Source organism: Plantibacter sp. AC185, assembly GCF_979258065.1.
The window spans coordinates 2,412,295-2,431,382 of the sequence record NZ_OZ409831.1 but is presented as its reverse complement, the minus strand read 5'-3'; the positions used below and the strand labels follow the sequence as shown (position 1 = coordinate 2,431,382).

22 protein-coding genes are annotated in these 19,088 nt (G+C 70.7%); 4 read left to right on the top strand and 18 right to left on the bottom strand.

Annotated features, from left to right (window positions below; genetic code table 11):
* Positions 1 to 35 precede the first annotated feature (35 nt).
* From ACZZZB_RS11600 to hemQ, 9 genes are all read right to left on the bottom strand, one after another.
* Positions 36 to 326: a hypothetical protein gene (locus tag ACZZZB_RS11600; protein ID WP_064294905.1), complete on the bottom strand. Its 291-nt coding sequence runs from the start codon at positions 324 to 326 to the stop codon at positions 36 to 38.
* A 111-nt stretch (positions 327 to 437) separates the two neighbouring features.
* A complete protein-coding gene (locus ACZZZB_RS11595) occupies positions 438 to 848 on the bottom strand; it encodes a DUF4190 domain-containing protein (protein ID WP_138945552.1) in 411 nt (136 codons plus the stop codon).
* A gap of 192 nt (positions 849 to 1,040) precedes the next feature.
* Complete coding sequence (locus ACZZZB_RS11590) at positions 1,041 to 1,388, bottom strand: hypothetical protein (RefSeq protein ID WP_463529730.1); 348 nt, start codon at positions 1,386 to 1,388, stop codon at positions 1,041 to 1,043.
* A gap of 108 nt (positions 1,389 to 1,496) precedes the next feature.
* Positions 1,497 to 2,912 (bottom strand): glutamate-1-semialdehyde 2,1-aminomutase, encoded by a 1,416-nt coding sequence (gene hemL / locus ACZZZB_RS11585; RefSeq protein WP_191942045.1) that lies wholly within the window; start codon positions 2,910 to 2,912, stop codon positions 1,497 to 1,499.
* A complete protein-coding gene (hemB, locus tag ACZZZB_RS11580; protein ID WP_463529729.1) occupies positions 2,909 to 3,916 on the bottom strand; it encodes a porphobilinogen synthase in 1,008 nt (335 codons plus the stop codon). Before hemB ends, hemL begins: the two co-directional genes overlap by 4 nt.
* A 61-nt stretch (positions 3,917 to 3,977) precedes the next feature.
* The gene (locus tag ACZZZB_RS11575) at positions 3,978 to 4,802 is read right to left on the bottom strand and encodes a uroporphyrinogen-III synthase (RefSeq protein ID WP_137244240.1); all 825 of its coding nucleotides are present in this window, start codon (positions 4,800 to 4,802) and stop codon (positions 3,978 to 3,980) included.
* A complete protein-coding gene (gene hemC / locus ACZZZB_RS11570; protein WP_064294911.1) occupies positions 4,799 to 5,746 on the bottom strand; it encodes a hydroxymethylbilane synthase in 948 nt (315 codons plus the stop codon). Before hemC ends, ACZZZB_RS11575 begins: the two co-directional genes overlap by 4 nt.
* Positions 5,743 to 6,993 carry a ferrochelatase gene (locus tag ACZZZB_RS11565; protein WP_244650842.1) on the bottom strand — a complete coding sequence of 417 codons (1,251 nt, stop codon included), beginning with the start codon at positions 6,991 to 6,993 and terminating at the stop codon, positions 5,743 to 5,745. Before ACZZZB_RS11565 ends, hemC begins: the two co-directional genes overlap by 4 nt.
* Positions 6,993 to 7,715 (bottom strand): hydrogen peroxide-dependent heme synthase, encoded by a 723-nt coding sequence (hemQ, locus tag ACZZZB_RS11560; protein ID WP_064294913.1) that lies wholly within the window; start codon positions 7,713 to 7,715, stop codon positions 6,993 to 6,995. Before hemQ ends, ACZZZB_RS11565 begins: the two co-directional genes overlap by 1 nt.
* A 91-nt stretch (positions 7,716 to 7,806) precedes the next feature.
* On the opposite strand from hemQ, the gene ACZZZB_RS11555 reads away from it, so the two are divergent.
* Entirely contained in the window at positions 7,807 to 8,271 is a 465-nt protein-coding gene (locus ACZZZB_RS11555; RefSeq protein WP_463529728.1) for a GNAT family N-acetyltransferase, read from the top strand.
* 127 nt (positions 8,272 to 8,398) lie between these two features.
* On the opposite strand, the gene ACZZZB_RS11550 is transcribed toward ACZZZB_RS11555, so the two are convergent.
* The 6 genes from ACZZZB_RS11550 to ACZZZB_RS11525 form a co-directional block, all read right to left on the bottom strand.
* Complete coding sequence (locus ACZZZB_RS11550; protein ID WP_079003603.1) at positions 8,399 to 8,650, bottom strand: DUF3618 domain-containing protein; 252 nt, start codon at positions 8,648 to 8,650, stop codon at positions 8,399 to 8,401.
* Positions 8,640 to 9,062 (bottom strand): phage holin family protein, encoded by a 423-nt coding sequence (locus tag ACZZZB_RS11545; protein ID WP_064294953.1) that lies wholly within the window; start codon positions 9,060 to 9,062, stop codon positions 8,640 to 8,642. The genes ACZZZB_RS11550 and ACZZZB_RS11545 overlap by 11 nt, the downstream gene beginning before the upstream one ends.
* A gap of 17 nt (positions 9,063 to 9,079) precedes the next feature.
* Positions 9,080 to 9,502, bottom strand: coding sequence for a hypothetical protein (locus tag ACZZZB_RS11540; protein WP_064294916.1), 423 nt, complete (start codon positions 9,500 to 9,502; stop codon positions 9,080 to 9,082).
* A gap of 132 nt (positions 9,503 to 9,634) precedes the next feature.
* The gene (locus tag ACZZZB_RS11535) at positions 9,635 to 11,179 is read right to left on the bottom strand and encodes a protoporphyrinogen/coproporphyrinogen oxidase (protein WP_463529727.1); all 1,545 of its coding nucleotides are present in this window, start codon (positions 11,177 to 11,179) and stop codon (positions 9,635 to 9,637) included.
* Complete coding sequence (gene hemE, locus ACZZZB_RS11530; RefSeq protein WP_194644877.1) at positions 11,176 to 12,303, bottom strand: uroporphyrinogen decarboxylase; 1,128 nt, start codon at positions 12,301 to 12,303, stop codon at positions 11,176 to 11,178. The genes ACZZZB_RS11535 and hemE overlap by 4 nt, the downstream gene beginning before the upstream one ends.
* A gap of 76 nt (positions 12,304 to 12,379) precedes the next feature.
* Positions 12,380 to 12,853, bottom strand: a complete 474-nt coding sequence (locus ACZZZB_RS11525) for a hypothetical protein (RefSeq protein WP_191942048.1) — start codon at positions 12,851 to 12,853, stop codon at positions 12,380 to 12,382.
* 154 nt (positions 12,854 to 13,007) lie between these two features.
* On the opposite strand from ACZZZB_RS11525, the gene ACZZZB_RS11520 reads away from it, so the two are divergent.
* Positions 13,008 to 14,468 (top strand): glutamyl-tRNA reductase, encoded by a 1,461-nt coding sequence (locus ACZZZB_RS11520; RefSeq protein WP_463529726.1) that lies wholly within the window; start codon positions 13,008 to 13,010, stop codon positions 14,466 to 14,468.
* A 380-nt stretch (positions 14,469 to 14,848) separates the two neighbouring features.
* Here the strand turns inward: ACZZZB_RS11520 and ACZZZB_RS11515 are convergent, their stop codons facing one another.
* Positions 14,849 to 15,448, bottom strand: a complete 600-nt coding sequence (locus ACZZZB_RS11515; RefSeq protein WP_463529725.1) for a DUF4190 domain-containing protein — start codon at positions 15,446 to 15,448, stop codon at positions 14,849 to 14,851.
* Between the two features lie 112 nt (positions 15,449 to 15,560).
* Between ACZZZB_RS11515 and ACZZZB_RS11510 the strand changes: the two genes are divergently transcribed.
* The gene (locus tag ACZZZB_RS11510; RefSeq protein WP_463529724.1) at positions 15,561 to 16,403 is read left to right on the top strand and encodes an esterase/lipase family protein; all 843 of its coding nucleotides are present in this window, start codon (positions 15,561 to 15,563) and stop codon (positions 16,401 to 16,403) included.
* Positions 16,400 to 16,831 carry an NUDIX hydrolase gene (locus ACZZZB_RS11505; RefSeq protein WP_463529723.1) on the top strand — a complete coding sequence of 144 codons (432 nt, stop codon included), beginning with the start codon at positions 16,400 to 16,402 and terminating at the stop codon, positions 16,829 to 16,831. The genes ACZZZB_RS11510 and ACZZZB_RS11505 overlap by 4 nt, the downstream gene beginning before the upstream one ends.
* 231 nt (positions 16,832 to 17,062) lie before the next feature.
* Here the strand turns inward: ACZZZB_RS11505 and ACZZZB_RS11500 are convergent, their stop codons facing one another.
* Positions 17,063 to 17,968 (bottom strand): serine hydrolase, encoded by a 906-nt coding sequence (locus tag ACZZZB_RS11500; protein WP_064294922.1) that lies wholly within the window; start codon positions 17,966 to 17,968, stop codon positions 17,063 to 17,065.
* A 269-nt stretch (positions 17,969 to 18,237) separates the two neighbouring features.
* On the bottom strand, positions 18,238 to 19,008 hold the full coding sequence (locus tag ACZZZB_RS11495; RefSeq protein WP_463529722.1) for an SDR family NAD(P)-dependent oxidoreductase: 771 nt from the start codon (positions 19,006 to 19,008) through the stop codon (positions 18,238 to 18,240).
* Between the last annotated feature and the right edge of the window lie 80 nt (positions 19,009 to 19,088).

Genomic DNA, 19,088 nt, shown 5'->3' with positions numbered 1-19,088 from the left:
AGGCGACCGGCCGCTGCCGACGGAACTGCTGAGACTCAGTAGCCGGCGGTCGACATGACCGAGCCGAGCGCGACGGCGTAGAAGATGCCGCCGATGATGCCGAGCACGACGAGGATGATGCCGATGATGACACCGATCTTGGCGAGCTGGTTCGGGTAGCCGGCGTCCTTCGACTGCTTCTGCGCGACGAGGCTGATGATCAGGCCGACGAGCGGCACGACGATCGCGAGGATGAGGCCGACGAGGCCGAGCGTCTTGCCCGGGTAGTCGGCGGGCAGGGCGCCGCCCGGCTGCTGCGGGGCGTTGTACTGGGGTGCGTTGGTCATGATGGTTCCTCTCGAGGATGGTAGATGCGCCACGGGCGCGAGCCAACAGTAGTGGGTTAGGTACCCGACAGGCGATGGGGACAACTCCCCAATCGACCGGATGTCACCGGGTTACGGGCAGGTGATGGTGGTCGTGCCGTCGGTGTGGACACCGCTCCCGAGGGAGGCGCACGCCTCGTTGAACGCCGCAGCACCGATCGCGATACCCGCGATGGTCGCGATGATCGCGATGACGATGAAGACGATCGACAGGATGAGGCCGACCTTCGCCAGCGTGTTCTTGACACCCGCGTTCTTCGACTGCACCAGGGCGACGATGCTGAGGATGAGACCGATCGGCGGGGCGAGGAACGCGAGGATCAGGCCGACGATGCCGAGCGTCTTGCCGGCGGTCGCGTCGCCGGAGGGAGCTGCGCCGCCGGAGTACGCGGGAGCCGCGCCGTACTGGTCCTTCGGGGGCTGCGGCGCCTGGGGAGCCTGCGGCGGCTGGCCGGGGTATTCACCGGGAGGAGGAGTCGACATGGCTGTGGTCCTTTCGAACAGGCGGATCTACGGAGGTTCGAGCGGGCCCAGAATACCGGTCAGACGTCGTTTTGTGCCCTGTTCGAGGCAAATGATTGCGCACGGCCCTGATCAGCGCCAGGATGCGAGGACACCGCGTCCTCGCCGACGATCCGGATCCGGCCGAGACCGCCGTGAGTGTGGCAGCTCGTCCTAGTGCAGGTCGAGGGCCGCGATGAGCTCGGCACTGCGACGGGTCGTGATGATGAGCCGCGAGTACTCCGCGTCTTCGAGATCGATGACGACCGACGGTTTGGTGCCCTTGATGACCAGGAAGTCCATGCCACCGTGGAACTTCCACTGGCCGATGGCGAGCGTCAACGGGATCACGGTGCCCGGCGCACGGATGCCCCGGACCCAGATCCACGGGTCGTCGGTGATGGTGGCGGAACGGATGCTCGACCGGGGCACGACGACGTTGCTCCGACGCAGCGAGAGCGCTTTGTCGTACGCGGACAGCTCGATCTCCAGTCGGTCGGGGTGCAGACGCAAGGAGGCCATGCCTCTAGTCTGCCAACCCCCGCCGACGTTCGCGTTGCCGGAAGTTCACAAAGCGGTAACGCATGCCCTGTGCAGCGTCCGACGTCGGCGGCGGGGCGACCGTCCGACTCAGCGGATGGCCGCCGCAGCCGCTCGGGCCGCCGCGGGCAGGGCGTCGACGATGCGCCCGATCGCCTCGTCATCGTGCGCCGCGGAGACGAACCAGGCCTCGTACACGCTCGGCGGGAGCGACACCCCAGCGTCGAGCATGCGGTGGAAGAAGGCCGGGTAGCGGAAGGCGTCCTGCCGCAGGACCGCGGCGTAATCGGTCGGTGCCGTCTCGCTGAAGGCGAAGGAGAACAGGTTCCCGGCGCGCTGCACGGTGTGCGCGACCCCGGCCTCCGTGAGCGCGTTCGAGGTCGCCTCGGACACGATCGCGGCCGCCGCGTCGACCCGACGGTAGACGTCCTGGTCGGCCAGGCGCAGCGTCTCGATGCCGGCGGCGAGGGCCACCGGGTTCCCCGAGAGTGTGCCGGCCTGGTAGACCGGGCCGGTCGGTGCGAGCAGGTCCATGAGCTCGGCGCGCCCACCCAGCGCAGCGAGGGGCATGCCACCGCCGATGACCTTGCCGAAGGTGAAGAGGTCGGGCTGGTACACGCCGACGGGGATGCTGATGGCGCCGGTCGAGTTCGCGACGGCGTGGTTGCCGGCCTCCCAGGCCTCTGCGCCCGGGACGGGCTCCGTGCCCGGCGCGACGGCGGCGAGTCCGCGGTTGTCGAGCCCCCACCAACCGGCGGAGGAGACGCGGAACCCGGTGAGCACCTCGTCGATGATGACCAGCGAGCCGTACTCGTGCGCGAGCTTCACGACGCTCGCGTTGAACCCGGGAGCCGGCGGGACGACGCCCATGTTGGCGGAGGCCGCCTCCATGATGATCGCGGCGATGTCCTGGCCGCGCTCGGCGAAGACCTCGCGGAGCGCCGCCCGGTCGTTGTACGGGACGACGATCGTCTGGGCGGCCGTCTCGGCGGTGACCCCGGCGGACCCCGGCAGGGCGAGGGTCGCGACGCCCGACCCCGCTTCAGCGAGCAGGCCGTCGGAGTGGCCGTGGTAGTGCCCGGCGAACTTCACGATGAGGCTGCGACCGGTGGCACCGCGCGCGAGGCGGATGGCCGTCATGGTCGCCTCAGTGCCGGTGGAGACCATGCGCAGCTTCTCGATCGGCGCGACACCGGACGCCTGGACGCGCTCCTTGACGAGCTCTGCGAGCTCGGTCTCGGCCGGGGTGGACGCGCCGAAGGAGAGGCCGCGGGCCGCAGCGGCCTGCACGGCCTCGACGACCTGCGGGTGCGCGTGTCCGAGGAGCGCGGGGCCCCACGCGCTCACGAGGTCGACGTACTGCACGCCCTCGGAGTCGGTGATGTAGGGTCCGGTCGCGGACACCATGAACCGCGGCGTGCCGCCGACGGAGCGGAAGGCACGGACGGGCGAGTTCACCCCACCGGGGATCGACCGCTGGGCTCTGGCGAATGCTGCGTCGTTCATCGGGTTCCTCCTGCACGCAGACCGCGCGCCTCATCCAACCAACCGGCGAGTTCGACGGCCCAGTAGCTCAGGACGACCTCGGCTCCGGCGCGCTTGATGGACAGCACCGACTCCTCGATCGCGCGTCGGCGGTCGATCCAGCCCTGCCGGGCGGCGGCCTCGATCATCGCGTACTCGCCGGACACCTGGTACGCCCAGACCGGGATCGACACCGTGTCCGCCACGTCGGCCAGGACGTCGAGGAAGCTCCCTGCGGGCTTCACCATGACGATGTCGGCGCCCTCGGCCTCGTCGATGAGCGCCTCGCGCAGGCCCTCACGGCGGTTGGCGGGGTCGAGCTGGTAGGTGCGGCGGTCGCCCTGCAGCTGCGAGTCGACGGCCTCGCGGAAGGGGCCGTAGAGCGCGGACGCGAACTTCGCCGAGTAGGCGAGGATGATCGTGTCGTCGAACCCGGCGGCGTCGAGCGTCTCGCGGACGGCGGCGACCTGGCCGTCCATCATGCCCGAGAGGCCGAGGAGGGCCGAGCCGGACTCGGCCTGGGCCAGCGCCATGTCGCGGTAGCGGTCGAGCGTGCGGTCGTTGTCGACGCGCCCGCGGTCGTCGAGGACGCCGCAGTGTCCGTGGTCGGTGAACTCGTCGAGGCAGAGGTCGGTCTGCACGACCAGGGCGTCGCCCACCTCGGCGACGAGCGCGCGGGTCGCGACGTTGAGGATGCCGTCGGGGTCGGTCGCGGCGGAACCCACGGCGTCGCGCTCGGCCGGGACGCCGAAGAGCATGACCCCACCGATGCCGGCCGCTGCCGCCTCAGCCGCGGCCCGCTTGGCGCTGTCGACGGTGTGCTGCCGGACGCCCGGCATCGAGGAGATCTCGACCGGCTCGGAGACGCCCTCCCGCACGAACATGGGGAGCACCAGCTCCGCCGGGTCGAGTCGCGTCTCGCTGACGAGGCGACGGATGGCCGGCTGCTGCCGGAGACGACGGGGACGGGTCTCGGGAATGCTCACCCGTCCAGCCTACGCGCCGCTGCCGACGCGCCCTCCCGGTTCGCGCAGGGCGTGAAGCCGGTCAGCGGATCCCGTCGCCGGCGTCCTCGTCGCGGTTCTGGCTGAGCGCCACGGACACGATCGCCTCGATCAGCGAGTCGACCGTCTGCTGCTCCGCCACGACGTCGACCCGGAGCCCGTAGCCTCGGGCGTCACGAGCCGTGCGGGGTCCGATCGCGGCGATGACGGTGCTCTCGGGGATCTCGGGGAACTGCGAACGGACCTGCTCCGCCACGCTGCCCGAGGTGACGAGGATGGCACGCACCCGGCCGCTGGCGACGTCGGCGACGATCTTCTCTGCCACGGGGACACCGACCGTGCGGTAGGCCACGACGGACTGGACGTCGTGTCCGGCGGCGATCAGGCCCTCCGTGAGGAGCGGCTTGGCGATGGCCGAGCGGAGCGTGAGGATGCGCTTCGGGTGCGGTTCGAGCGCCGTGAGCTCCTGCACCATGCCCTTGGCGGAGTTGTCCTTCGCCGGCACGAGGTCGACGCTGTAGCCGACGGCGGTGAGCGCGGCAGCGGTCGTCTCGCCGACGGCGGCGACCCTCGTCGTCTCGGGGATCCGGATCCGCTGCGAGGACAGCACGTCGACCGTGGTCGCGCTCGTCACGGTCAGCCAGTCGAACTCGCCAGCCTCGAGCGCCGCGAGCGCGGCCCCGAGGGTCTCCGGGTCGTCGGTGCTGGCGAAGTTGATCATCGGGGCGACGACAGGCGACCCGCCCTTGCCACGGACCGTCCCGGCGACCGAGTCGCCCCACGGACCGCCGCGCGGCACGAGGACGCGCCACCCGCCGAGCGGCTTGGTGGCGGTGGGAACGGTGTTCGACTTCGTCCAGTCCTTCACGCAGCGCCTCCCAGCGGGGCGAGGTCGGCTGCGCCGGCCTCGATGAGCTCGTCCGCGAGCGAGACACCGAGCGCGTCGGCCGCTTGCAGCAGCTCCCGTCCGTGTCCGTCGCCGGAGAACCCCTCCGCGCGGCTCTCCCGGTGGATCATCTCGGTGCCGTCGAGCGAGTAGACGGCGGCCTGCAGCACGAGGTCCTCGTCGTCGAGCCAGGCTGCGGCACCGACGGGGGCCGAGCAACCGGCCTCGAGTCGACGGAGCACGGCCCGCTCCGCCGTCGCCTGCCAGCGGCTCGGCGCGTGGTCGAGCAACGCGATGGAACCGGCGATGGACGATTCGTCGTCGTCGAGGCACTCGATCGCGAGCGCCCCCTGCCCCGGCGCGGTCGGCCAGGTGTCGAGGTCGAAGAGCCCGGTGACGGCGTCGAGGCGTCCGAGGCGGGTGAGACCGGCGGCCGCGAGGACGACGGCGTCGAGGTCGTCGTCGATGCGGCGCAGGCGGGTGTCGATGTTGCCGCGGATGTCGACGACCTCGAGGTCGGGCCGGATGCGCTTCAGCTGCGCAATCCGTCGCGGTGAGCCGGTGCCGATCCTGGCACCCTGCGGCAGGTCGTCGAGCGAGCGGTCGTCGGAGGCGCACAGGGCGTCGCGCGGATCCTCGCGCATCGGCATGGCGGCGATCGTGAAGCCCTCGGCCGGAGCCGTCGGCAGGTCCTTCAAGGAGTGCACGACGAGATCGCAGGCGCCGTCGAGCAGGGCGTCGCGGAGCGCGTTGACGAACACACCCGTCCCGCCGATGGTCGAGAGCGACTCGCGACTCGTGTCGCCCTGCGTCGTGACGGTGACGATCTCGACGTCCTCACCGGTGGCCGCTGTGAGGGCGTCGGCCACATGACCGGTCTGCGCCAGCGCCAGGGCGCTGCCGCGGGTTCCGATGCGAAGGGTCATGGGGCGATCCCCGAGAACGCCGGTTTGAAGCCCAGCCGGGCGTTCTCGCAGCACCCGGGGCGGCAGACGTCGTACCAGGGGCCGAGGTCGGTCATGTGCGGTCGTTCCTCGACGGGCGTGCCGTCGCGGCGCTCGAGGACGAGGTCGACGAGTCCCTTGACGTAGGCGGCGGCGGTGCCCGGCGTCGGGACGCGTACGGCGGCCAGGCCGTGTTCACCGGCCGTCTCGATGGCCTCGTTGTCGAGGTCCCACATGACCTCCATGTGGTCGCTCACGAAGCCGAGCGGCACGATGACGATCGCCTTGCGGCCGGCGGCGGGCAGCTCGGCGATCGCGTCGTTGATGTCGGGCTCGAGCCACGGCATGCTGGGCGGACCCGAACGGGACTGGTAGACGAGCTGCCACGGCACCGAGACACCGCTGCCGACCGCGCCGCCGAGGACACCGGCCTCACGGAGCTGGTCGATGGCGTTCGCCATGACGACCTCGGCCACCGCGAGGTGCTGGGCCTCGTACGCGCCGTGGTCGCCGAAGCCGCGGAAGTCGGGGCCGGAGCGCGCGGCGTCGCCGGTGGGGATCGAGTGCGTCGCGAAGAGCACCTCGATCTCCGTCTCAGCTGAGAGCTCGGGCTGCTCGCGCAGGTACTCGGCGATCGCCTCACGGACACCGTCGATGAAGGGTGTCACGAAGCCGGGGTGGTCGAAGAACTGACGCACCTTGTCGATCTGGATCTCGCCCTGGAGGTTCGTCTCGTCGACGGCGATCGCGAAGTCCTCGCGGTACTGCCGGCAGCTCGAGTACGAGGAGTAGGCGCTCGTGGCGATCGCGATGAGCTTCGTGAAGCCGCGCTCGTGCGCCTCGGTCAGCGCGTCGCGCAGGTACGGGTCCCAGTTGCGGTTGCCCCAGAGGACCGGGAGGTCGATGCCGCGGGAGGCGAGTTCGAGCTCCAGGGCCGCCTTGAGCGCACGGTTCTGGTCGTTGATCGGGCTGACGCCGCCGAAGTGACGGTAGTGGTGGGCGACCTCTTCGAGACGCTCCTCGGGGATGCCGCGACCGCGCGTGACGTTGCGGAGGAACGGGATGACGTCGTCCTGGCCCTCAGGCCCGCCGAAGCCGGCGAGGAGGATGGCGTCGTAGTCCGTCGGCTCGGAGACGTGCTCAGGACCGGCCGCTGCGGCGTCGGTCGCGCCGCGGACGATGCGCTCGGGGGACTCTGCTCCGGTGCTCCCCAGGTTCATGGCTGCCATCAGCGCACCACCTCCAATGCCTCGGCGGGCGTGATACGGCGGCCCGTGAAGAACGGCACCTCTTCGCGCACGTGGCGGCGCGCTTCGGTGTTGCGCAGGTCGCGCATGAGGTCGACGAGTTCGACGACGTCGTCGGCCTCGAGCGGCAGGAGCCACTCGTAGTCGCCGAGGGCGAAGGAGGCGACGGTGTTGGCGAGCACACCCGTGAACGCCGCACCCTGACGGCCGTGCTCGGCGAGCATCTTGCGACGCTCCTCCTCCGGCAGGAGGTACCACTCGTAGCTGCGCACGAAGGGGTACAGGCAGAGCCACCCCTTCGGCTCGATGCCGCGGAGGAACCCGGGGACGTGCTGCCGGTTGAACTCGGCGTCGCGGTGGACGCCCATGGCGTTCCAGGTGGGTGCCAGCGAACCGAGGATGGCGGTGCGGCGCAGCTCGCGGAGGCCGGCCTGCAGGCCCTCGGCGGTGTCGCCGTGGAGCCACAGCATGAGGTCGGCGTCGGCGCGGAGGCCGGAGACGTCGTAGATGCCGCGCAGGGTCACGCCCTGGGCTTCGACGAGCGCGATGGATGCTTCGAGTTCGGAGACATGCTCTTCGCCGAGCGGCAGCGCACTCGCCGGCTCGCGGCGCAGGACAGCCCAGAGGGTGAATCCTGAGGGGCCAGTCGGGGTGGCTGAGTCGGTCGGGTGGTGCGATGCCTCGGCAGAGGCCGGGTGAGTCATAGTCCTATCCTCACCCAGTTCGGTCGATTGGGCAAAAGGGGCAGGTCACGATTGACACCGAGCCCAGCCTCACCGCCGATACAGTCGGGTGATGACCAGCGAGCAACCTCCCGTCGAGTACCACGTCGCCAGAGCGGCCGAGATGGATCCGGTGACGCTCTACCGCGTGCTGAAGATCCGCGTCGACGTCTTCGTCGTCGAGCAGACGGCGCTCTTCGCCGATCTCGACGGTCGCGACATCGAGGACGGGACGCTCATCGCCTGGGCGCAGGAGGGCGACGAGGTGCTCGCGACGATCCGGATCCTGACCGAGGCCGAGCACTCGGAGATCGGACGGGTGGCCACCGCGTTCACCGCCCGCGGGCGGGGTCTCGCCGCGGAACTGATCCGCCGCGCCATCGCCGACCACGGGCATCGGGAACTCCGCATGGGCGCCCAGAAACGCCTCGCCGACTGGTACGGCCGGTTCGGGTTCGAGATCAGCGGCCCCGACTACGTGGAGGACGACATCGTGCACGTCCCGATGACGCGCGTGGCCACCGCGAGTGGTTCCTGAGCCGTGCACCGGTCCCTGAGCCTGTCGAAGGGCGCACTTCGACAAGCTCAGTGACCGGGAGTGGTCTCAGCGAGCGGGAATGGTCTCAGCGAGCGGGAGCGGTCTCCGTGACCGGCGGCGGGACGCGTCAGCGCGCGATGGCGCGGACGATGCCCCACACTGCCAGCCCGGCCGCACCGGCGAGGCCCGCGACACCGGCGTAGAAGACCGCCGGGCGTTCGACCTTGACGGTCGCGATCTGCACGATGGCACGACGCTTGGCGCGGTGCACCTGCTTCGGGACGTTGAGCTTGTCCTCGATCGCGTTCAGCGTGGCGACGAGCTCGGCACGAGCCTGCTCGGGCGAGGGCGTCGCCCCCGGGAACTGGTCAACGGTCATACTCGCCGAGTCCCTTCACTGCCTTGATGTCTTCCTTCACGTTGTCCATCGGGCTCGGGTCCTCGTTGATCTTCTTGAAGTACCGCAGCGCGATCAGCACGAGGACCGCAGCGACGAGGACGAAGAGCACGAAGACGCAGAGCGCTGCCAGCCACGAGGGCATGACGAGCGCGAGCGCGAGGATCAGCACGGCGACGAGCACGCCGACCGCGAAGAAGAGGAACACCGCGGCACCGGCGACGAAGGCCGCGCCGATACCCGCGTACTTGCCCTTGTGGGCGAGCTGCGTCTTGAGGTTGGCGATCTCGGCCTTGACCAGGTTCGAGACGACCCCCGGCAGCTGGCCGACGAGGGTCAGGAGGGACTCGTCGCGCTTGTCGTAACGCGGCTCCGACCGGTTGCGGTCACTCATGAACGGCATCGTCGGTGCTACTCGCCGCTCTTGGGCTTCGGAGCCGTCGTCTTGGGCGCGGCAGGCTTGCGCACTGCGGGCTTCGAGGCCGACGACGTCGAGGTGCCGGAGGCCGTGCGGGCGTCCTTGACCGTCTCGGACACGTCCTGGACGGTGTCCTCGGTCTTGGAGATGGCCTTGTCGAGCTTCTGGCCGGGCGTCGAACCCTGCTGGCTGACGACCTTCGCGACGGCGCTGACGCCGCTCCACAGAGCCGCGGGGACCTCGCTGATGCGTGCCTTGGCGAAGTCCTCGACCTTGCCGCGCTGCGCGCGCACCGGCTTCGCGTTCCACAGCTTGACCCACTGCGTCTTGATCTGCTCGTAGCGTTCGCGTCCGGCGCGGGTACCGAGCACGTAGCCCGTGAGCCCACCGACGACGAACATGACCTTGCCCTTCATGGCGCCTCCGTCTGTTCGAGTGGTGCTGTGATGCTGCATCCAACGGGACCAGCGTAGTCGGGTGTCACTCCGACGCCACCATCCGGTCGGGGGTTGACAGGAAAAGATGCCGGGTCGGGCATATGGGCGCGTCTACCGCTGCAGCGCCTGATGGCGGAGTCGTGCCGCCGCCTCGTGGGCGTCGGGGACCACCGAGGCGAGCCCCGTGCCCGACAACCAGGCACCCGTGACCGCGAGGTCGGGCACCTCGGCCACCGCTTCCCGGATGGCCGTCGAGCGTTCACGCTGGCCGCGCGCGGCGGTCGGCTGCGTCCCCGTCCAGGAGATGCGGTGGAAGCCGCGGACGCTGCCCGGGTCGAGCTGGACGCCGAGCATCGCCGACGCATCGTGCAACGCCGTCGAGAGCAGCTCCTCGTCGGTCAACGCGCTCGTCGCGTCGGCCTCGCCCTGACGGCCGAAGGACAGGCGGACGACGTGGCGGTGCTCGCCATGCTCCTTCGCGCGGTCGGCGAGCCAGGCCCACTTCGCCGTCGCGTGGGTGAGCGCCTTGGCGTGGAGCGTCGAGCCGGGTGCGACGAGCAGCCCGGAGCCACGCGGTGCGGCGTCGAGGGCCGGTTCGTCGAGCACGATCGTCACGAGCTCGATGGGCGCGGGCAGGACCGGGTCGCCCGCATCGTCGCCGGCGGCGGGGAGGTCGCGGAGCGCCGGCCCGACGTCGGCCAGCAGGTTGCGGGCCGGCTGCTCGGGCGTCGCGATGAGGACCAGATCGGCCTCGAGCACCCGGCCGTCGGTCAGGGCGACGTACCAGGGGGCTTTCGACGCACCTGCAGCCGCGGGACGCTCGCTCATCCGCGGGAGGCCGGCGTCGCCGAGGCCGACACCCGGTCCGTCCACGTCGATGTCGAACGGGTTCCGGGAGATCGCCGTGACGGCGACGCCGGTGATGAGCGTCGACCCCCACCGCTCGAGCTCCGCGGTCAAGCCGTCGACGAGGACGGTCATGCCACCGTCGAGGCCACCGACCGCGGCACCGGCGGGCGCGTTCTCCCGGAGGGCCGCGACGGCGAGGGACAGCGCCCCGGTGCGGGTCAACGCGGCGTTCAGCCCGGGAGCCGCGCGGTCGACGTCGAGGTCGTCCGGAGCGGCCGAGTAGACGCCCGAGGTGACCGGTGCGACGAGGAGGTCGTGGACGGCCGCGCCCATACGCTTCCGGACGAGCGCACCGAGGTTGTGCTCGGTGCCGATCGTGAGCGGCGGGCGGATGCGGTCGAGATAGGCGCGCAGGGCACCCTTCCAACCGATGACCCGACGGACGTCGTCGGCGAGGGGGTTCGTCGGGATGCCCAGCAGCCCCGCCTTGGGGAGCGGGACACTCCGCTGCGGCTGTCCGGGCTTGGCGACGTGCAACCAGGCCCCGGCCCGGTTGGGACGCACGACGCGGTCGGTCAGGCCCAGGTGCTCGATGAGCTCGGCGACCGAGCCACCGCGCGTCGCGAAGCTCTCGGCACCGACGTCGACGCGGAGACCTGCGACCTCGGCGGCCGCGAGCGCGCCACCGAACGACTCCTGCGCGTCGACGACCGTCACCGAGATGCCGACCTTGGCGCAGTCGACCGCGCCGACGAGTCCGGCCACACCACCGCCGATGACGACGAGACGCTTCGGCTCGAGACTCATGCGGGCTGCCAATCGTGGGCGAGGGCGACAATGCGAGTCAGGACGTCCGGGTCGGTCTCGGGCGGGACCCCGTGGCCGAGGTTGAGGACGTGCGACGGCGCCGCCGTCCCGCGCTGGAGGATGTCGAGGACGTGCGCCTCGAGGACCGGCCATGGGGCGGCGAGCAGTGCCGGGTCGATGTTGCCCTGCACGGGGACGCCGCCACCGAGACGTCGGATGCCCTCGTCGAGCGCCAGCCGGTAGTCGATCCCGACCACGTCGGCGCCGACCCGGTGCATCGCACCGAGCAGTTCACCGGTCCCGACGCCGAAGTGCACCTTCGGGACGGGGAGGTCGGCGACGTGCGCGAGCGCGGCCCGGGAGGCCGGGGCGACGTGACGCTCGTAGTCCTCGAGGGAGAGTGCCCCCGCCCACGAGTCGAAGAGCTGCGCGGCCGACGCGCCGGCGAGCACCTGGGCGCGGAGGAAGCGACCGGTGACGTCCGCGCACCAGGCCATGAGCTTCGCCCACGACGCCGGGTCGGCGTGCATGAGGGTGCGGGCGGCGAGGTGGTCCTTCGATGGTCCGCCCTCGACGAGGTAGGCGGCGAGTGTGAACGGCGCACCCGCGAAGCCGATGAGCGGCGTGCGGCCGTCGCCGATCCCCGCGAGCCCGGCGACGGTGAGCGCGACGCCCTCGCGGATCGGCGCAAGCGTGTCGTCGAGGACGGCCGGGTCGAGCGCGACGAGCGCGTCGACCTCGGCGGCCGTCCGAACGGCGGAACCCATGACGGGACCACGGCCCGGCACGATCTCGACCGCGACTCCGGCCTGCTTGAGCGGCACCACGATGTCGCTGAAGAAGATGGCCGCGTCCGTCCCGTGCCGTCGGATGGGCTGGAGGGTGATCTCGCTCGCCATCGCCGGGTCGAGGCAGGCGTCGAGCATGGCCGTCCCGATCCGCAACTCGCGATACTCGGGCAGCGACCGGCCGGCCTGACGCATGAACCAGACGGGCGTCCGCTCGGGGCGGGTGCCGCGGTACGCGGTGATGAGCGGCGACGACTGGGTCACGCCGGTGACGAGGGGGTGTTCGGGTGGGAGACTCACCCCTCCATCCTCCCATTCCCGCGCTGAGCGCGGCATGGGCGAAGCCCCGCGATGCGCGGCCCTGCCGGTGCGGACCGTCCGGCGACGGCCCGCACCGGAGTCCGACCGTGGTTCAGAGCCGGTGCGACACGCTGCACGAGTGGTCGTAGCCGACCGACTCGTCGAAGGTGAACTCCACCGTCGCCACGAGATCGTCGATGGACGGCGACGCGGAGAGGTCCTGCCAGATCCCGAGCGAGTGCCACTGGCCGTCCTGCTTCATCGAGTCGGGCGAGTGGATCCACCGCGTCGCCCCGCCGTTCTGCGACAGGCCGAGGTCGATGTTCGCCTGATCGCCAAAGGGCGCACCGCCGGCGGTGATCCGGTACTCCTCCAGCGAGACGGTCGTCTTGCCCGAGGCGTCGCTCCCGTTCCAGACCAGGTGGACCTCGCCGGTCGCATGGAACAGACCACCCGTGTACGTGCAGGTGACCACGACATCGCCTCCCCGTGGGTACGAGGCCGGGGCAGGGGCCGCACCCATGAGCCCGGGCGTGACCATCGCTGCCGCGGCGGCGAGCGTGACGACTCTCCTGAAGTGCTGCATAACGTTCTCCTTCGATCGTTGTGTTCCGTTCGGTCGAACGGCTTGATTCGTAGTATCGCATCTGACATTTCATATGTCAGTACCCGACTGGTGGTGAGGGTGCCCTGAGCGACATCCCGGGAGCCCGACAGCGCCGCTCGGGTAGACTCATCGGGTGCTCATGTGTGTGACGGCGAGCCATAAGAACGCCACCTTCGACCTCCTCGAACGACTCTCAGTCGGTGCCGAGGGCGTTGCCGCGCGCCTGGTCGAGCACCACGAGTGCGTCTCGGGTGCCGTCGTCGTGGCCACCTGCAACCGGTTCGAGGCGTACATCGACCTCGACGAGCCCGTCACCGCCGCCGCATCCGTCGCCTTCGAGGCCGCTGCGGAGGCCGTCAGCGAGACCACCGGCATCCCCGCCGAGCAGCTGCGGGAGGTGTTCGACCTCAGCGTCGGCACCGCGGCAGCCGAGCACCTCTTCGCCGTGTCGGCCGGACTCGAGTCCGTCGTCGTCGGCGAGGGCGAGATCGCCGGCCAGGTGCGGCGCTCCCTCGAGGCCGCTCGCGCGGGTGGCACCACCAGCTCCGAACTGGAGCGCCTGTTCCAGCGCGCGTCCCAGACCTCCCGCGGCATCAAGAACCGCACGCCGCTCGGGCGTGCCGGTCGCTCCATCGTGCGTCTCGCCCTCGACCTCGCGGAGAGCCGTATCGACGACTGGGCCACGCAACGCGTCTTGCTCGTCGGCACCGGTGCGTACGCCGGCGCGAGCCTCGCCGCCCTCCGCGACCGCGGCGTCACCGACGTCCTCGTGTACTCGCCGTCCGGCCGCGCCGAGAAGTTCGCGCGCTCGCACGAGATCGGCTGGATCGGACACGACGACCTCGCCCGCACCACCGGCGAGGTCGACATCATCGTCACCTGCACCACCGCCGAGGGCCACGTGGTCGACGCCGAACTGCTCCGCGCGGGTCGCACGGCCGTCGCCGCCGACCACCGTGCGCGAGCCGCGGCTGCCACGGACACACCGACGCTCTCGCTGGTCACCGCGGCCGACGCACCGGCCGCACCCGAGCCCACCGGGGTCTCCGCACTCGTCCACGACGTCATCACCGAAGCCGCCGCCGAGTGCCCCGTGCCGCACGCCTCGGCCCAGCTCGTCATCGACCTCGGCCTGCCGCGCAACGTCGACCCCGACGTCTCCACCGTCTCCGGCGTCGTCCTGCTCGACCTCGAGACCATCCGCATCCACGCGCCGCTCGAGGAGCTGCAGGCCACCGAGGTCGCGCGCTCCATCGTCAGCCGCGCCGCACAGAAGTTCGCCGCGGTCGGCGAGGAGCGAAGCCTCGAGCCCGCCGTCGTCGCACTCCGCAGCCACGTGCACGCGCTCGTCGAGGCCGAGGTCGCCCGTGCGATTGCTCGTGGCGACGACGACGGGTCGACCGCCCGCGCACTGCGTCACCTCGCCGGAGTGCTGCTGCACGAACCGACGGTGCGGGCACGGAACCTCGCCCGCAACGGCGAGCAGGCCGCGTACACGACGGCGCTGCAGACGCTCTTCGGTATCGAGGTTCCCCAGGCACCGGCGGTCGTCGCACCGGTAGCCGACACCGACTCGGCCGCTTCCGCCTCCTAGGCTTCCGACGGCAAACTGGCGTCGGGCAGCCCGGTCGCCGAGCCTGTCGAGGTGCGCGCGAACACGCGACCGACCATGGACGTTCCCCGTGGGCCCTTCGACACTTCGACAGGCTCAGTGCGGCGCAGCTCAGGGACCGGAGAGGGTTACCGCTCAGGGAACGAGTCAAGCACCGCCCTTCGACACTTCGACAGGCTCAGTGCGGCGCAGCTCAGGGACCGGAGGAGGGTCACTGCTCAGGGACCGGAGGAGGGTCACTGCTCAGGGACCGGAGGAGGGTCACTGCTCAGGGACCGGGGCGGGAAGGGCGCTGGGACGACGAACGGGCACCGGCGCGATGCCGATGCCCGTCATGATCCGCCTGCGGAGCAGGCCGTGGATCAGTAGTCGTAGTTGTAGTCGTACGAGCTCGCGCCGGCGATCGCGCCTGCGATGATCAGGAAGTAGAAGATGATCACGATGATGCCGGCGAGGACCGACACGCCGCTCACGATGGTGCCGGCGAGGGCCAGACCACGGCCCTGCTCGCCGGTGCGCTTGATCTGACCGAGCGCGATGATGCCGAGCACGAGGCCGACGACGCCGAACCCGACGAACGGGGCGATGAGCGAGATGATCGCCATGACGTTCGTCTTCGGGCCGGTCGGCTGCGCGTAGCCGTACGGCGCCTGAGGCTGTCCGTACGGAGCGGCGGGCTGGCCGTAGGGGTTCTGCTGCTGCCCGTAGGGTGCCTGCGGCTGGCCGTAGGGGTTCTGCTGCTCGCCGTAGGGAGCCTGCGGCTGACCGTACTTCGGCTGCTCGCCGTACTGCGGAGCCTGCTGGCCCTGCTGCTCACCGTAGGGCGAGGGCTGGCCGTACTGCGGAGCCTGTTCCCCGTACTGCGGAGCCGGCGGAACCTGCGATTCGCCGTAGGCCGGCTGCTGGGGGTTCTGGCTCTGACCGTATGGGTCGTTCGGCTGGCCGGAGTTCGGATCAGTCATGAAGGTGCACCTCGCGCATAGGGGTTCGACGAACGGACTCATGCTTGCAGCGTGCCGTCGCCTTGTCAACACAGGGTAACCCGCGATCCCTGATGTCCACTGGGCTCGCGCGGTGCGCACCGGAGGCGGTGGCAAGATGGACGAGGGGGTGCGGATGGACGAGGAGTCGGTGGCGGAAGCCGAGGACGTGACGCTCGCCGACGCCCCGCCGGTCGCCGAACGGCCGGGAGCGCTGACCATCGCCGGGATCGTCGCCGTCGACTGGGTCCACTCCGTCGTCTGGCACACGCGGGCCTTCTTCAGCGGCCGCATCCCGAGGGAGTACGCCCGCGGCGACGCGTGCCGACCGGTCGTCGTCCTCATCCCCGGCGTGTACGAGACCTGGGCGTTCCTGAAGCCGGTCGCAGACCGCCTGAACGCCGACGGCTACCGGATCCGCATCGCCCGTGGTCTCGGGTACAACCGCAAGCCCATCCGCGACACGGCGGCCCGCTTCGCCCGCGCGCTCGGACGGCTGCCGAAGCCCGCCGCCGGGTGCGTCATCGTCGCGCACAGTAAGGGAGGACTCGTCGGGAAGGAGCTGCTCCTCACGGAACGCGAGCGGCTGGGCCTGCTCGGGGTCGTCGCGATCTGCTCGCCGTTCTCCGGGTCGGTGCTCGCGAAGTACGTGGTCGACCCGAGCCTCCGCGCGTTCCTCCCGACGGACGAGACCATCGTCGCGCTCGGCGCCCCGCACGACGTCAACGCCGACATCGTCTCGATCTACAGCACCTTCGACCCGCACGTGCCGTCCAGCAGCGTGCTGCCCGGAGCGACGAACGTACTCCTCCCGGTGCCCGGTCACTTCGTGATCCTCAGCACGGACGAGCTCAAGGACGCCGTGGAACTCGCCGTCGACAGGTTCGCCGATCGGGTACGGCCCGCACTCGACACCGAGAACCCGGCCGACCGGTGAGCCGCGCACCCGAGAGCTCTGGCAGCGCGCTCCCCGACATCCTCGTGTCCGCGGTCGCGATCGTCCGCGGACGGCGGGTGCTCATGGTGACGGCTCGCGGCCGCGACGTCCTCTACATGCCGGGCGGGAAGATCGACGCGGGCGAGACGCCGGCCGAGGCCGCCGTCCGGGAGACACGCGAGGAGGTCGCGGTCGAGATCGATCCGGCACGGGTGTCGCCGTTGTTCACGGTGGTCACGCAGGCGCACGGCGAGCCCGACGGCCGGCTCGTGCGGATGCACGTCTTCGCGGCCGAGACGGACGAGACACCGACGCCCTCCGCCGAGGTGAGCGCGGTCCACTGGGTGGGCACGGAGTCACTCGACCGCTGCCCACCCGCGGGGCGTGAGGTGCTCGAGCGCCTGGCGGCGGCGGGGCTCATCGGCTGAGTGGCGGGTGGGGTCCGGTCCCCGAGCCTGTCCAAGGGTGAAAGCCTCAGCACCGGGCTGCCCTTCGACAAGCTCAGGGGCCGATGAACAACTGGGACCGGACAGCCCACGAGTCAGCCACCCCGGTCACTGAGCCTGTCGAAGTGCCCACGGACACGCCCTTCGACAAGCTCAGGGACCGGCGGAGGTGAGCCCTTCGACAGGCTCAGGGACCGGAGGAGTGAGACCGGCTCAGTGCACGTACTCGAGGAGGTCCTGGCCGAGGATCCGGACGGCGTCGACCACGCCGAGGCGGGTGCCGAGCTCCGTGTCGTCGTAGCTCGTGCACACGGCGTAGCTCACGGCGCCGTTCGGGCCGCGGAGGATACCCGCCTCGGCTCGCACGCCGACCCCGGAACCGGTCTTGTTGAAGAGCTGGATGCCGTGGTCGGGCTCACGGTGGGCCAGGGGGTCGAGCCCGAAGCCCGAGGCGACGAGCGAGAGGTCGGTGTTGAGCGACAACCAGGCCAGGACCCGGCGGCTCGTGGTCGCGTCGACGATCTCGCCCGTCGCGAGTGCCTGGAACAGCCAGGCGAGTTCGCGGGCGGACCCGACGGAGAGCTGCGGTGCGTTGTCGGGGCCGCGGTGGTCGCGGACGATGTCGAGGAGGGCCGTGCGCTTCAGCCCGATCTCCTCGGCACGGTGGCGGACGGCGTCGAGACCGATGTGGCGGAGCAGGACGTTCGTGGCGAGGTTGTCGCTCGTCGCGCCGACGAGGGCAGCGAGGTCGGCGACCGGGAGAGACGGCGCTTGGAGGTGCTGCCAGATCCCGGAGTCGGCGACGGCGTCGAGTGGTTCGCGGTCGAGGATGGTGAGGCCGCTGAAGTCGGCGTCGCCGAGGCGGGCCGCGACCTCGATGAGGAGGAGGACCTTGCCGATCGAGGCGGTGGGCACGACGACGTGGTCGTCGGCCGACATGAGCATCTCGCCGGTGGTGATGTCGTTGATCCGGAGGCTGACCTGCGCGCCCGACGCGGCCAGCTCGCCGAGGGCGCTGAACCCGCGGGTGAAGGGTTCGATCTGGGCGGAGGCACGGTGGCGCCCTCGACGCGCATCGCGCGAACGGCGACGTTCCGACTCGTGCACTCGTGAAGCCACGGCTGACCGAACTCCTCTGCTCCAGATGGTGATCCCGACGATCCTTCGGGTGTGGGCCTGCCCCGGTCAGCCCACTCCACAGGCGTCCGACGACCCGCGCAGCGGGCCTCCGGATGTGCCGTCCACGGTATCGTAAGCGCCCTTCGCGCTGGCTGCGAATCTGGGCCTGGGAACGTCGTTCCCGGGCGCGTCGGTCCGACATCCGTCGCTTCCATCGCCCGCGAATCCGGTCGGTCCACCGCCCGGATCCCGCAGGTTTCAGCTCGTGATCAGCCGCGGGCGCGGGCTGGGAACTGGGTCGCGAACTTGCCGCCGCTGACGTCGATCAGCGCACCGGTGACGTAGCCCGCCTGGTCGCTCGCGAGGAACCGTACGACGTTCGCGACGTCCTCCGGTTCCTCCCATCGGCGCACCGAGAGCGTGTCGAGGAGTTCGTCCTGCTGCGCCGTCGGGAGATCGGCGAAGCCGTTCATCGCCGTCGGCACCATGCCGGGTGCGTAGGCGTTCACCGTGATGCCCCACGGCCCCAGCTCGCTCGCGAGGACCCTGGTCAACTGGACCACCGCGGACTTGGACGCCGCGTAGGCCGCGCTGCCGACGCTCGGGATGACGGCGGCGAAGCTCGCGGCGTTGATGATGCGGCCGGAACGCTGTCCCTTCAGATACGGGATGACCGCCTTCGACACCCGGAAGACGCCGCCGACGTTGACGTCGAAGCACCTGGTCCACGCGGCGTCGCTCGTCTCCTCGAGCAGTGACTGCACGTTGATCCCGGCGTTGTTCACGAGGACGTCGATCCCTCCGAGCCCGGTGGCAGCCGCCGCGACCGCGCTCGACACCGAGTCCTCGGATCGCACGTCACACGTGATGGCGACGAGGTCGCCGTGGTGGGACGCCACGAGCGCGTCGAGGGAGGAGACGTCGAGGTCGAGCACCGCGACGCGGGACCCCTCGGCGAGGAAGGACTCCACGAGGGCGAGCCCGATCCCTCGAGCACCTCCGGTCACGATCACCCGTCGGTCCGTCAGGTCCAGCAGCATCGGTGTCTCCCGTCGTCCGAGCGCATCCGTCGACGCGCCGACCCGGTGTCGACGGCCGCGTACGCACCAGGCGAGTAAAA